Here is a 12,443-nt window from a genome sequence, read left to right as displayed (position 1 = left end):
AAATTATAAAACGGATTTCACCCAATCTTCTACAGAAGCCAATGCTTCTTCTAATTTTTCCGGCTGTTTGCCGCCCGCCTGTGCCATGTCAGGACGGCCTCCGCCGCCGCCGCCGCAAACTTCCGCGGCTTGTTTGACAAGCTTGCCGGCATGAAGGCCTTTCTCAATCAGATCCTTTGTAACACCGGCAGAAATATTGACTTTATCATTTTGCACAGCGCCAAGCACGATGACCGCAGAGCCGATTTTTGCTTTCAGTTCATCAACCATTGTGCGGAGATGGTTCATGTCTTTGGCGTTTACCTTTTCCGCAAGCACGCTGACACCATCAACTTCTTTTACTTTTGATAGAATCGCGCCTGCTTCAACGTTGCCAAGTTTCGCCAGAAGAGATTCATTTTCTCTTTGTGCTTCCTTCAGCTCAGCCTGCAGCGCAGCAACGCGCTTCGGCACTTCTTTGATATTTGTTTTCAGTTCGTCGGCAGTCTGCTTCAAAACTGAGATCTGGCTGTTCATTTCCACGTAAGCGCCTTGTCCTGTTACAGCTTCAATCCGTCTAGTGCCCGCTCCGATTCCAGACTCAGATACGATTTTAAATAAGCCGATTTCCGCTGTGTTGCTGACATGGCATCCGCCGCAAAGCTCAAGGCTGTAATCTCCGACTTGAACAACCCTTACAATATCACCGTATTTTTCTCCGAACAGAGCCATAGCTCCCATTTCTTTTGCTTCAGCGATCGGTTTCAGATCAATGCTGACCGGGATGCTTGCCCAAATCTTTTCGTTTACAATGACTTCAATTCGTTCGAGTTCTTCTTTTGTCACTTGCCCGAAGTGTGAGAAGTCAAAACGAAGGCGGTTTTCATTCACAAGGGAGCCCGCCTGATTGACGTGCGTTCCAAGAACATCCTTCAAGGCCTGGTGCAATAAGTGCGTTGCCGTATGGTTTTTAATCACGCCGCTTCTCATATGATCTTCAACCTCAGCTGTTACATGCATGCCTTTTTGAACGGTTCCGCTCTCGACAACGCCTTCATGCACATGCTGGCCGTTCGGCGCTTTTTGCACATCTTTCACTTTTACCACTGCCTGCTCGCTGCGCAAAAAGCCTTTGTCGCCGATTTGACCGCCGCTTTCCGCATAGAAAGGTGTTTCGTCAAGAATGATCTGTACAGTTTCGCCTTCATGTGCTTCTTCAATTAACTGGCCGTCCTGCAGAAGCACAATCACATTGGCATCAGCCTTTGTTTGGGAGTAGCCGACAAATGTGCTTTCTTCTGTTACGTCGCGTAATGCGCCGCCCTGCACCTGCATGCTGCCGACATCCTGACGTGCATTTCTGGCCCGCTCGCGCTGCTGGTTCATTTCTTCTTCGAAGCCTTTATGGTCAACTGTCATGTTCTCGTCTTCTGCATATTCTTCAGTCAGTTCAACCGGGAATCCGTAGGTGTCGTAAAGTTTAAAGACATCCGCACCTGAAATGACGCTGCTGCCCTTATCTTTTTCCTTTTTGATCATTTCTGATAAGATGGCAAGTCCTTCATTCAGTGTTTCGTGGAAGCGTTCTTCCTCCGTTTTAATGACCTTTGAAATGAATTCTTCCTTCTCTTTTACTTCAGGGTAGAAAGCAGCCATGATCTCAGCAACAACCGGCACAAGATCGTACATGAACGGACGGTTGATATTAATCGTTTTGGCATAACGCACAGCGCGTCGCAATAAACGTCTTAATACATAGCCGCGTCCTTCATTTGACGGAAGCGCCCCGTCACTGACAGCAAAAGCAACCGTTCTGATGTGGTCGGCGATGACTTTAAATGCAGTGTCTTTTACATGATCTTGGCCGTATGCTTCACCGGAAATCGTTTCTGTCGCTTTGATGATTGGGACAAACAAATCAGTATCAAAGTTTGTCGGGACATTTTGAATGACAGATACCATTCTTTCAAGCCCCATCCCTGTATCGATGTTTTTCTTCGGAAGCGGCGTATACGTGCCGTCCGGATTATGGTTGAACTCAGAGAATACAAGGTTCCATACTTCAAGATAGCGGTCATTTTCTCCCCCAGGATAAAGCTCCGGATCGTCAGGATCGTTCCCGTACGCTTCACCGCGGTCGTAGAAAATTTCTGTGTTCGGTCCGCTCGGCCCTTCGCCGATGTCCCAGAAGTTCCCTTCCAGGCGAATAATTCTTTCTTCCGGAACACCGATTTTTTTCGCCCAAAACTCATACGCTTCTTCATCTTCCGGATGAACTGTAACAGAAAGAAGCTCTTCGTCAAAACCAATCCACTTGTCACTCGTTAAAAATTCCCAAGCCCATGTGATCGCTTCTTCTTTAAAATAATCACCGATGGAAAAGTTTCCGAGCATTTCAAAGAATGTGTGATGGCGCGCGGTTTTACCCACATTTTCAATATCGTTTGTTCTGATTGCTTTTTGAGCGTTTACGATTCTTGGATTTTCCGGCACAACGCGGCCGTCAAAATATTTTTTCAGCGTCGCAACACCGCTGTTGATCCAAAGCAGTGAAGGATCTTCATGAGGCACTAATGACGCGCTCGGCTCTACAGCATGTCCTTTTTCTTTAAAGAAATCCAAAAACATTTGACGCACTTCAGCAGAAGTTAAGTGTTTCATTGTATTTCCTCCTCTATAAAAATCGAAATTCTCTTCAGTGACAGCAAAAAAGCCCTCCCCCTATGCAAACACACGTTTACACAGGGACGAGAGCTGTCTCGCGGTACCACCCTGATTACGGGCCTTATGATTCGCCCGTCACCTTTCATCCAATAACGCAGGATGTGCGGCAGCGATTAACTGCACTCAGGATTAGCTTCCTCCGATCTTCTGATAAAGCTCCTTTCAGCTTACGGAGCTTCTCTCTTTAACAGGGCTTCGGCGTACTCAGATCCGTCACTCGAGATTCGTATGTATTCTACGAGAAATTATAGACAAGCGGCACGCCAATGTCAATGCTCCGTCCGCATCCGCAGAAAATGGATCATCATTACTTTTAAAACAGCCGCAGCAGGCACTGCCAGTATCATGCCGACAATCCCCGCCAGCTCACCTCCGGCAAGAAGCGCAAGCATGATCACTACCGGGTGCATCTTGAGACTTCTGCCGACAATAAACGGACTGAGGACATTTCCTTCCAAAAATTGAAGTACAAACACCGTAATGACAACGACAAGAACGGCCTTCACAGAAATCGTCATTGCAATCAAAAGCGCAGGAACAGCGCCGATAAAGGGACCGAAGTACGGGATGACATTCGTAATACCCGAGATAAGACCCAGTATCAGCGGATACGGAAGGCCAAATATCCAAAATGTAATACCGGCTACGGCTCCGAGAATCAAGCAGACGAGCAGCTGGCCGCGAATGTAATCACCGAGAGAATCATCTACATCAAGCAAAAAAGCGCTGCCCCGCTTCCTCCACGACTTCGGCGTCAAATACCACACCGTTTTTTTCATCAATTCGATGTCCTTGACCATATAAAATACGAGAAAAGGAATCGTTGCCGCAATTAAGAAATAGTCGAGCACTTTACGGATTCCGCTAATTGCCCCTTCGATTGTGCCGGCGAAAAACGCCTCTGTCTGCCTAATCATTTTGTCTATGCGCTGATGCATGCCGTCCGGCCAGTCATCTGTATGGTTATGCACATGGAGAAGGAGCCCATTGTACGTCTCGGCAAACATAGGTATATTTTCTGACAGATCCGTCAGCTGCACGATTAGAACAGGCACACCTTTATATAATGCCCAGCCCAGTCCGCCAAAAAAAAGGACGTAAATCACCAAAATGCTTAAAGTCCTTGGCAGACCTTTGTCATGAAGCCACTCAGTGACCGGAAGTAATAAATAAGAAATAAAAATAGAAATGATCAAGGGAATAAAGATCGATTTTATGACGAGCCACAGGGGAGACCATAACATATCTAGCATACAAAAGACATAGACTGTTAACAGGACCAATAAACAAATGGCCACCCATAACAAAAGCTGCACCGGTTTCTGGAGCATCTGCTTTCACCTCTTCTATATCTTTTGAGGATTATAGGGAATTATTCTCTTATGTTTTCTTTACACCTACAAATGGTTGGATATTTTCCCACGCTGAATTTTCAGAAAAGTTTGACCCTTTCTCACTAAGGTATGCATCATATCGTGTTGTTACTATCCTCAACCTTGTAAGTTAGTTACATTTACACATAATTATTGAAGTTTCTGTTAGGAGGATTGCGATGATCTCATTTCAAAATGTAAACAAGCATTACGGAGATTTTCATGTGCTAAAGCAGATTAACCTGCAAATCGAAAAAGGTGAAGTCGTCGTCATTATCGGCCCATCAGGTTCCGGAAAAAGCACTTTGCTCAGATGCATCAACAGGCTGGAGACGATTAACGAAGGAACACTTACCGTAAACGGCACAGTTATTAATGACAGAAAAACTGACATTAATAACGTACGGCGAAATATCGGAATGGTGTTTCAGCACTTTCATTTATATCCTCATAAAACCGTGCTGCAAAATATTATGCTGGCGCCCGTAAAAGTACTCGGACAATCCGCTGAACAAGCGAAGGAAACTGCGCTGTATTACCTTGAAAAAGTCGGAATCCCTGAGAAAGCAAACGCCTACCCTTCCCAGCTTTCCGGCGGGCAGCAGCAGCGTGTGGCTATTGCCCGGGGACTGGCGATGAAGCCGGAGGTCATGCTGTTTGACGAGCCGACATCGGCGCTCGATCCGGAAATGATCGGTGAAGTGCTTGATGTGATGAAGAACCTCGCCAAAGAAGGCATGACAATGGTTGTCGTGACGCATGAAATGGGGTTTGCGAGAGAAGTGGCGGATCGTATTGTCTTTATTGATGAAGGAAATATTCTGGAGGAAGCAGCACCGGCTGAGTTTTACGCAAACCCGAAGGAAGAACGGGCACGCCTATTCTTGAGCCGTATTTTAAATCATTAAAAAGAGAAATGGGGGAGTTTGTATGAAAAAGATTTTATCGTTAGCATTGATTTCTTTAATCGCTGTTGTCATGCTTGCTGCATGCGGAAGCAAGGGGTCAAACGGAGAAAGCGCAAAGGATAGCAAAAAAGATACATTAGCTGCCATTAAAGATCAAGACAAAATTGTTTTCGGTGTTAAAACCGACACCAGGCTGTTCGGCCTGAAAAACCCAAGCTCAGGTGATATCGAGGGATTTGACATCGACATTGCCAAACAAATCGCTAAAGATATTTTAGGCGACGAAAACAAAGCTGAATTTAAAGAAGTCACATCAAAAACAAGGATCCCGATGCTTCAAAACGGAGATATCGACGCCATTGTCGCAACGATGACGATCACTGATGAACGAAAAAAGGAAGTTGACTTTTCCGATGTCTATTTTGAAGCAGGCCAATCACTTCTCGTGAAAAAAGGCAGCAAGATCAAAAGTATTGAGGACCTTGGCAAAGGCTCGAAAGTTCTCGCTGTAAAAGGCTCCACTTCCTCTCAAAACATACGCGAAAAGGCGCCTGATGCGAGTGTATTAGAGTTCGAAAACTACACCGAAGCCTTTACAGCGCTGAAATCCGGTCAAGGCGATGCTCTCACAACGGATAATGCCATTTTATACGGAATGGCTGACGAGAATAAAAATTATCAATTAACAGGAGAACCATTCACGGATGAGCCATATGGAATTGCCGTAAAAAAAGGACAATCGGCTCTCGCAAAAGAAATTAACGCTTCTCTCGAAAAGATGAAATCGGACGGTAGATATGACGAGATTTATAAAAAATGGATTAAAGAAGAACCAGCTGAATAACGAACATCCCGGGGTGAGCAGGCGATGCTCATCCCGATTTTATAAGGAGAGTGAATAAAGCATATGAATGTGTCTATTCTATTCGATAACTTCGACATGTATATGGACGGTTTTTACCACACGCTGCTCGCAAGCCTGATCGCGCTGGCCGGCAGCTTTGCGCTTGGCGTTCTTGTCGCGGTGATGAGAATAACAGTATTTAAGCCCTTGCAATGGCTCGGGACGGCTTATGTCGAATTTATCCGCAATATCCCCTTGCTTTTGATTACATTTGTCTTTTACTTTGGACTTCCAAATGCGGGTCTGAGGCTGGATGGATTCCAAGCGGGTACCGTTGCGCTCACAATTTATACGTCTGCTTTTATCGCAGAAGCCATCAGAGCCGGCATCCAGTCTGTTTCAAAAGGGCAAATGGAAGCAGCAAGATCGTCAGGCTTTACCTACAGCCAGGCAATGATATATATCATTTTGCCCCAGGCGATCAAAATTGTGATCCCCCCCTTGGGCAATCAATTTTTAAACTTGGTCAAAAACTCGTCTATTCTCGGGGTTGTTGCCGGATTGGATCTCATGTATCAGGCGGATTTGGTGTCATCAAGCACGCTCGTCGTTTTTGATGTCTATATCTTTGTGGCACTCTTTTACTTAGTGCTGACGATACCGCTTAGTATCGGTGTTAACTATTTGGAAAAACGGCTGGAAAGAAGCTATTGATAAGGAGTGAAAAACATTGGATTTCATCGGAGCTTATTCATCTGAACATTTAGCTTTTTTATGGGACGGCTTTCTCGTCACACTGTACGTTGCATTTATTTCTATCATTCTGAGCTTTATTTTTGGGTTGATCGCAGGTACTCTCCGCTATGCGAAAATCCCAATTCTTTCTCAACTGATTGCCGTTCTCGTTGAAACGATCAGAAATCTCCCCTTATTATTAATTATTTTCTTTACGTTTTTCGCCCTGCCGGAAATCGGGATCAAACTTGAAATTACAGCTGCCGCTATTACAGCCTTAACAATCTTTGAATCCGCCATGCTTTCTGAAATCATACGGAGCGGCCTGAATTCAGTTGACAAAGGGCAGATTGAAGCGGCGCGTTCCTCCGGTCTTAGCTATACACAGACACTTTTCTTTATTGTGATGCCTCAGGCGCTTCGCCGGATGGTTCCGCCGATCGTAAGCCAGTTTATTTCTTTATTAAAGGATACATCGCTAGCTGTTGTGATTGCCCTGCCTGAGCTTATTCATAACGCGCAGATTTTAAACGGGCAAAGCGCTGACGGTAGTTATTTTTTCCCGATTTTTCTGCTGGCGGCATTGATGTATTTTGCAGTCAATTACAGTCTTTCACTTGCAGCCAGACGCCTAGAGGCACGGCAGACATAAAAAGGATACTCTAAAGAGAGTATCCTTCATTCCTTAAAACATCTTCATCATTCTTTTTCTCATCCGCTTCATGCTTCGATTATTCAGCATGTCAGATTGAGTTGCCATTCGGTACACGAGAGCCCCGGCTCCCAGCGCCAAAAGAGAAGTCATTGTCCGATTCATCCTGCGCATCTCCTTTCGTTATTAAAAATTGATGCTGCGTTCATCCTCAGAAAACAAATCATCCAGGCTGCTTAGCGTTCCGTCTTCTTCCACTTGATGAGTTTCAATCTTCCCTTTGACCACTGTCAGCTCAATGAAACAGCCCCAGCAATAATATTGGTTCACGCCGATTTTCCCGATATCCTTACTTTTGCAGTTCGGGCATATAAGCATATCTCACACCTCTATCCGTTCAGAACGATCTCGTCTTTCCGCACCTCTACAAGCGAATCCGCTCTTTGGATCTGGCGTTTGCACCCCGCCAAGTCAGAAAAGAAACCGTCCGAGAGTTCATATGCTACGATTATGCCCTTGTCCAAACAAAAGTATACATCTTCCAGCATCCCCAAAATATCACCCTCTTGCGATTTCACGAGCTTCATTTTCATCTGCTCATATGTGAAGCATGATTTCGGAAGAGGCAAAAGCTGTTCTGAATTGACTGCGGCCAATATCCGGTCATGAAGAATGCAACTGATATCACATGCTCGTAAAAGCGCATGATGGTTATGAAAAAGACGTTTTTGTTCAAGAATAAATCCAAGACAATTTCCTTCAAGAGAAAAACAAATATCAGAAATCGTCCCAAGATAAAAAGAAGTTTGTTCTGAATATACAGGAAAACCTTCTACCTCATGGCATGTTCTCAAAGTGTGATCAACCACCTTTTGTTGAACAGGCTTAGGTTTTGCTTTTCACCTTTGACACATACGATGAAATCACTTCCACCCCCAATGAAAAAAGCTCCCGCAAACACGGGAGCCCTTTTTACAGCTGTTCTTCTTTCATAAAATCGAATGGCGTAATGCCTTCCATTCCGATATTTGCGTCGTGCACGCTGAACGGGAGCTCTTTTTGCAAAGCCGCAAGCTCAGCATCCATTTCAGCCGCATGCGCTGACAGCCTGTTTTTTAATGAGGTCTGTCTGACAGTCGCGTCATTATTTTTCACGCCCCACTCCAGCGCTTCCTCTTCCCCGCATAAAATGAGAAATTTCTTCGCCCTCGTTATGGCGGTATATAGAAGGTTTCTTCTGAGCATTCTATAGTAGCCCTTCACTACTGGAAGAACCACGATCGGAAATTCACTGCCCTGCGATTTATGAATAGAGCAGCAATACGCATGAGTAAACTGACTGAAGTCTTTTTTCGTAAACGTCATTTCATTGCCGTCAAAAGAGACAACAGCCATGTCTTCTTTTTCTGTATTTTCCTTCGCATAGAAAATTGAAGTGATTTCTCCAATATCGCCGTTAAACACATTGTTTTCCGGCTGATTGACAAGCTGCAAAATTTTATCCCCGGTTCTATAGACAACGTCACCGAACTTAATTTCCCTCCGCTTTTCTTTTGGAGGGTTTAAAATATCCTGCAGCATCACATTCAGCTCATTGATTCCGGCTTTCCCTCTGTACATTGGGGCGAGGACCTGTATATCTTTTGCCGTATATCCTTTTTTCAATGCATTCGCGACAACCTTCTCAACCACTTCTTTAATTTGCGAACCACCGCAGCGAATAAAGGAACGATCCTTTGTCGGGGCCGTCAGGTTGTTCGGAAGCAGCCCGTTTTTCATCTCGTGGGCAAGTTCGACAATCGACGATCCTTCCGCTTGCCGGTAGATGTCAGTCAGTCTTACGGTCGGAATCACCTGGGATGCCAAAAGGTCTCTGAGCACTTGACCGGGTCCGACGGAAGGCAGCTGGTCTTCGTCTCCGACAATGATGATTTGAATATGGTCAGGGATCGCTTTGAATAAATGATTCGCAAGCCATATATCAAGCATACTCGCTTCATCGATAATCAAAAGCTTCCCTTCAATCGGCTGGTCCTCTGTATGAGTAAATCCTTCCGCGCCGTTCCAGCCGAGCAGCCGGTGTATCGTAACCGCCGGAAGCCCCGTTGACTCACTCATTCGTTTCGCCGCTCTACCTGTAGGCGCGGCCAGCACAATCGGAAAGGCTTCATCTTTTTTATAATCCGACGGATCAAGCGAAGCACCGTGGAGTTCTCCATACAATTCCACAATGCCTCTGATGACCGTTGTTTTACCGGTACCCGGTCCTCCCGTTAAAAGAAGCATCGGTGACGACAGCGCTTTTTGTATCGCTTCCTTCTGACTCGGCGCGTACTGAACATTCATACGCTCTTCCAATTCCCCTAAAGCCAGAAGGAATTCTGATTCAGGAAACTGGTCGTCATATTCGGTTTGGCTTGCGATCTGTTTCACACGCTTTGCAACATTTTGTTCAGCGAAAAACAGCGACGGAAAGTAACATCGTTCATCTTCAATGACAATATCCTTATTCTCTCCTAGCGCAATCATTGCATTAGCGGCATCCATTTCTGTAATGCGCTGTCCATCTGCCGCTGACTGATTTAACAGCGTTTGGGTTTCGATAATCAGCTGCTTCGTTTCTATGTACGTATGCCCTTCTGAAAGGCATGTCGTTTCAAGCGTGTACAAAATAGCCGCTTTTATCCGCTCAGGATGATTACCTGAGAGCCCCATTCTTCCGCCAAGCTCATCTGCTTTTCCAAAGCCTATGCCTTCCACGTCTCTCACAAGCTGATAAGGGTTTTCCTGAATTTTCTCCAGCGTCTCGGATTCATAGGCCTGATAGATTTTCATAGACAGCTGAGGGCCGAACCCAAATTGATTCAGCGAAATCATAATTTGCTCCAGTCCCTGATGCCGCTGCAAAGCACCGGCAAGGGTGTCAGCTTTCTTTTTTGACAGTCTCGGAACATCATAAAGGACTGAAGAATCAGCCAAAATTTTATTAATCGCACTGTCACCCAGTTTTTTCACAATCTCTTCAGCGGTTTTTTTACCGATTCCTTCAAACAGATCGCTCGACAAATACTGAATGACGCCTTCTTTTGTTGTCGGGATCTCCTTTTTGAAATGCTCAGCTTGAAATTGCAGTCCGAACTTTGGGTGAGTAACGGTTTTTCCGTAAAACGTGTAGGTCTCTTCTTCTTGAAGCGCAGGGAAGTAGCCCGTCACGGATACGACTTTATCTTCAATAGCTTCGGAGGTCTCTGTGACTTTCACTTTCAGAACCGTATATAAATTGGCGTCATTGTGATAAATGACGGTGTTTACTGTCCCTTTTAAAAAGGGCTCCTCCTCCATTTTCAGCTGATCCGGGTGCTGCTGCACGAGCCGTCCCTCCTCCTGAGCTTTTTATGATGGGTCGATCAGTTTTTTTGCATGAAGCGCCAGCATATGATCGGGCTGGATTTCGATTGCCTTGTCCAGCATTTCAAGCGCTTTTTCACGATTTTCTTTATAAGCATAAGCGACACCGGAGTTATAAAACGCATCCGCGTGCCCCGGGTCTTGCTCTGTTACAGCTTCGAATTGGCTGAGTGCTTCGTCCAGCATGCCTTCGTTCGCTAAGCACATCCCGAATTGGAAACGCGCTTCTGCATCGTTTTCATTCAGCTCGACGGCTCTTTGTAAATATGGCAGAGCGAGCTTAGGCTGCTCAAGCTTTACGAGAACGGTTCCAAGCATGTAGAAAAGATCACCGTTCTCCATTCCGGCACGCAGCGCTTTTTCAAACATGTCTTTCGCTTCTTTGTACATTTCTTTTACAACATAGACATTTCCTGCTCCATAATAAGCAGTGGCTGCCCCACTGTCTAAGTCAAGCGCTTTTTCATAAAACGCAAGCGCCCGTTCCAGTTCATTTACTGATGAAAGCAGGTTAGCAAAGTTAATATACGGAATTGCGTCTTCTTTGTTCTCTTCAATCGCTTTTGTAAAAGCCTCTGCCGCTTTTTCGTAATCGCCTTCCTGCATTGCCTCTATACCGGCTTGATTGTAGTCCACAGACATCTTCCTTTCATTAAAAAACCCCAACTCGCTGTTGAGGTTTTTTTCATTTTATACATACCACAATTTTGTTCCGTCTTTATATACGTCATCGATGGTTCCGCCGCCAAGGCATTCTTCGCCATCATAAAAGACAACGGCTTGTCCCGGTGTGACAGCACGGACCTGTTCGTCGAAGATAACCTCCGCTTCGCCTTCCCCAGTCATTCGAACCGTGACTTTATGGTCTTCTTGACGGTAACGGAATTTAGCCGTGCAGGAAATCTCTTCGCCCTTCATGATATCCGAACGAACCCAGCTGATATTGGTTGCTGTGATTTTATCGGAGTAAAGGAGCGGGTTGTGGAACCCTTGATCCACGTAAAGGATGTTCTTTTCAAGATCTTTACCGACCGCAAACCACGGCTCGCCGCTTCCGCCGATGCCAAGGCCGTGACGCTGTCCGATCGTGTAGTACATTAACCCGTCATGGCGTCCTTTTACTTCGCCGTCCATCGTCATCATATCGCCCGGCTGTGCAGGGAGATATTGGCTAAGAAACGTTTTGAAGTTGCGTTCGCCGATAAAACAGATGCCTGTGCTGTCTTTTTTCGTTGCCGTTGCAAGTTCTGCTTCTTTGGCAATTTCACGCACACGGCTTTTTTGAAGCTCGCCGATCGGGAACATGACTTTGCTTAGCGTATCTTCTGTCAGCTGATTCAAGAAGTACGTTTGATCTTTGTTTTCATCAATGCCGCGCAGCATTCTTACTTTGCCGCCGCTTCTGTCGACCCTTGCATAGTGGCCAGTCGCTAAATAATCGGCGCCAAGTGACAGGGCATGCTCCAAAAATGCCTTGAATTTAATTTCTTTGTTGCACAGCACATCCGGGTTTGGTGTTCTGCCTGCTTTATATTCATCGAGGAAGTATTGAAATACCTTCTCGTAATATTGCTTTTCAAAATTAACGGCATAGTACGGAATTCCGATTTGATTGCAGACGCGGATGACATCTTCATAATCCTCTGTCGCCGTGCAAAAACCGTTTTCGTCCGTATCATCCCAGTTTTTCATAAAGATTCCGATCACGTCATAGCCCTGTTCTTTTAACAGCAGAGCCGCCACAGATGAGTCTACTCCGCCGGACATGCCGACAACGACTCTTGTATCCTCCGGCCGTTTTTCCATTTCATTCACTCCAA

Annotated in this window: 12 protein-coding genes; 4 read left to right on the top strand and 8 right to left on the bottom strand. The window is 45.5% G+C overall.

The annotated features are described in order from the left end of the window. Positions 1-3 precede the first annotated feature (3 nt). Positions 4-2,640, bottom strand: coding sequence for an alanine--tRNA ligase (alaS, locus tag H7F27_RS07490; RefSeq protein ID WP_095714639.1), 2,637 nt, complete (start codon positions 2,638-2,640; stop codon positions 4-6). 332 nt (positions 2,641-2,972) lie between these two features. Beyond that, complete coding sequence (locus tag H7F27_RS07485) at positions 2,973-4,034, bottom strand: AI-2E family transporter (protein WP_024122303.1); 1,062 nt, start codon at positions 4,032-4,034, stop codon at positions 2,973-2,975. A 221-nt stretch (positions 4,035-4,255) separates the two neighbouring features. On the opposite strand from H7F27_RS07485, the gene H7F27_RS07480 reads away from it, so the two are divergent. From H7F27_RS07480 to H7F27_RS07465, 4 genes are all read left to right on the top strand, one after another. After that, on the top strand, positions 4,256-4,984 hold the full coding sequence (locus H7F27_RS07480; RefSeq protein ID WP_024122304.1) for an amino acid ABC transporter ATP-binding protein: 729 nt from the start codon (positions 4,256-4,258) through the stop codon (positions 4,982-4,984). 22 nt (positions 4,985-5,006) lie between these two features. Next, positions 5,007-5,828 carry a transporter substrate-binding domain-containing protein gene (locus H7F27_RS07475; protein WP_024122305.1) on the top strand — a complete coding sequence of 274 codons (822 nt, stop codon included), beginning with the start codon at positions 5,007-5,009 and terminating at the stop codon, positions 5,826-5,828. A 63-nt stretch (positions 5,829-5,891) separates the two neighbouring features. After that, on the top strand, positions 5,892-6,542 hold the full coding sequence (locus H7F27_RS07470) for an amino acid ABC transporter permease (RefSeq protein WP_024122306.1): 651 nt from the start codon (positions 5,892-5,894) through the stop codon (positions 6,540-6,542). A 16-nt stretch (positions 6,543-6,558) separates the two neighbouring features. Further along, positions 6,559-7,215: an amino acid ABC transporter permease gene (locus H7F27_RS07465; RefSeq protein ID WP_024122307.1), complete on the top strand. Its 657-nt coding sequence runs from the start codon at positions 6,559-6,561 to the stop codon at positions 7,213-7,215. 33 nt (positions 7,216-7,248) lie between these two features. On the opposite strand, the gene H7F27_RS07460 is transcribed toward H7F27_RS07465, so the two are convergent. The 6 genes from H7F27_RS07460 to mnmA form a co-directional block, all read right to left on the bottom strand. Continuing rightward, on the bottom strand, positions 7,249-7,380 hold the full coding sequence (locus H7F27_RS07460; RefSeq protein WP_024122308.1) for a YrzQ family protein: 132 nt from the start codon (positions 7,378-7,380) through the stop codon (positions 7,249-7,251). A 21-nt stretch (positions 7,381-7,401) separates the two neighbouring features. Then, the gene (locus tag H7F27_RS07455) at positions 7,402-7,593 is read right to left on the bottom strand and encodes a hypothetical protein (protein WP_010335110.1); all 192 of its coding nucleotides are present in this window, start codon (positions 7,591-7,593) and stop codon (positions 7,402-7,404) included. A gap of 11 nt (positions 7,594-7,604) precedes the next feature. Further along, the gene (locus tag H7F27_RS07450; RefSeq protein ID WP_095714637.1) at positions 7,605-8,069 is read right to left on the bottom strand and encodes a PRC-barrel domain-containing protein; all 465 of its coding nucleotides are present in this window, start codon (positions 8,067-8,069) and stop codon (positions 7,605-7,607) included. A gap of 118 nt (positions 8,070-8,187) precedes the next feature. Next, complete coding sequence (locus tag H7F27_RS07445) at positions 8,188-10,584, bottom strand: SF1B family DNA helicase RecD2 (protein WP_185848763.1); 2,397 nt, start codon at positions 10,582-10,584, stop codon at positions 8,188-8,190. Positions 10,585-10,608: 24 nt separating this feature from the next. Next, on the bottom strand, positions 10,609-11,229 hold the full coding sequence (locus H7F27_RS07440) for a tetratricopeptide repeat protein (protein ID WP_081638347.1): 621 nt from the start codon (positions 11,227-11,229) through the stop codon (positions 10,609-10,611). Between the two features lie 84 nt (positions 11,230-11,313). Beyond that, positions 11,314-12,429, bottom strand: coding sequence for a tRNA 2-thiouridine(34) synthase MnmA (mnmA, locus tag H7F27_RS07435; protein ID WP_004398509.1), 1,116 nt, complete (start codon positions 12,427-12,429; stop codon positions 11,314-11,316). Between the last annotated feature and the right edge of the window lie 14 nt (positions 12,430-12,443).

Origin of the sequence: Bacillus sp. PAMC26543 (assembly GCF_014250375.1) — a bacterium.
Lineage (GTDB): Bacteria > Bacillota > Bacilli > Bacillales > Bacillaceae > Bacillus > Bacillus halotolerans.
The sequence above is the reverse complement of the archived record's forward strand: the minus strand, read 5'-3'. Positions and strand labels throughout refer to the sequence as shown.

What these genes read in the sequence shown, in the direction of transcription:
- H7F27_RS07460 (WP_024122308.1), bottom strand. Translation starts at nt 7,380, where the DNA reads ATGAATCGGACAATGACTTCTCTTTTGGCGCTGGGAGCCGGGGCTCTC.
- alaS (WP_095714639.1), bottom strand. Translation starts at nt 2,640, where the DNA reads ATGAAACACTTAACTTCTGCTGAAGTGCGTCAAATGTTTTTGGATTTC.
- H7F27_RS07475 (WP_024122305.1), top strand. Translation starts at nt 5,007, where the DNA reads ATGAAAAAGATTTTATCGTTAGCATTGATTTCTTTAATCGCTGTTGTC.
- H7F27_RS07455 (WP_010335110.1), bottom strand. Translation starts at nt 7,593, where the DNA reads ATGCTTATATGCCCGAACTGCAAAAGTAAGGATATCGGGAAAATCGGC.
- H7F27_RS07480 (WP_024122304.1), top strand. Translation starts at nt 4,256, where the DNA reads ATGATCTCATTTCAAAATGTAAACAAGCATTACGGAGATTTTCATGTG.
- mnmA (WP_004398509.1), bottom strand. Translation starts at nt 12,429, where the DNA reads ATGGAAAAACGGCCGGAGGATACAAGAGTCGTTGTCGGCATGTCCGGC.
- H7F27_RS07440 (WP_081638347.1), bottom strand. Translation starts at nt 11,229, where the DNA reads ATGCAGGAAGGCGATTACGAAAAAGCGGCAGAGGCTTTTACAAAAGCG.
- H7F27_RS07470 (WP_024122306.1), top strand. Translation starts at nt 5,892, where the DNA reads ATGAATGTGTCTATTCTATTCGATAACTTCGACATGTATATGGACGGT.
- H7F27_RS07485 (WP_024122303.1), bottom strand. Translation starts at nt 4,034, where the DNA reads ATGCTCCAGAAACCGGTGCAGCTTTTGTTATGGGTGGCCATTTGTTTA.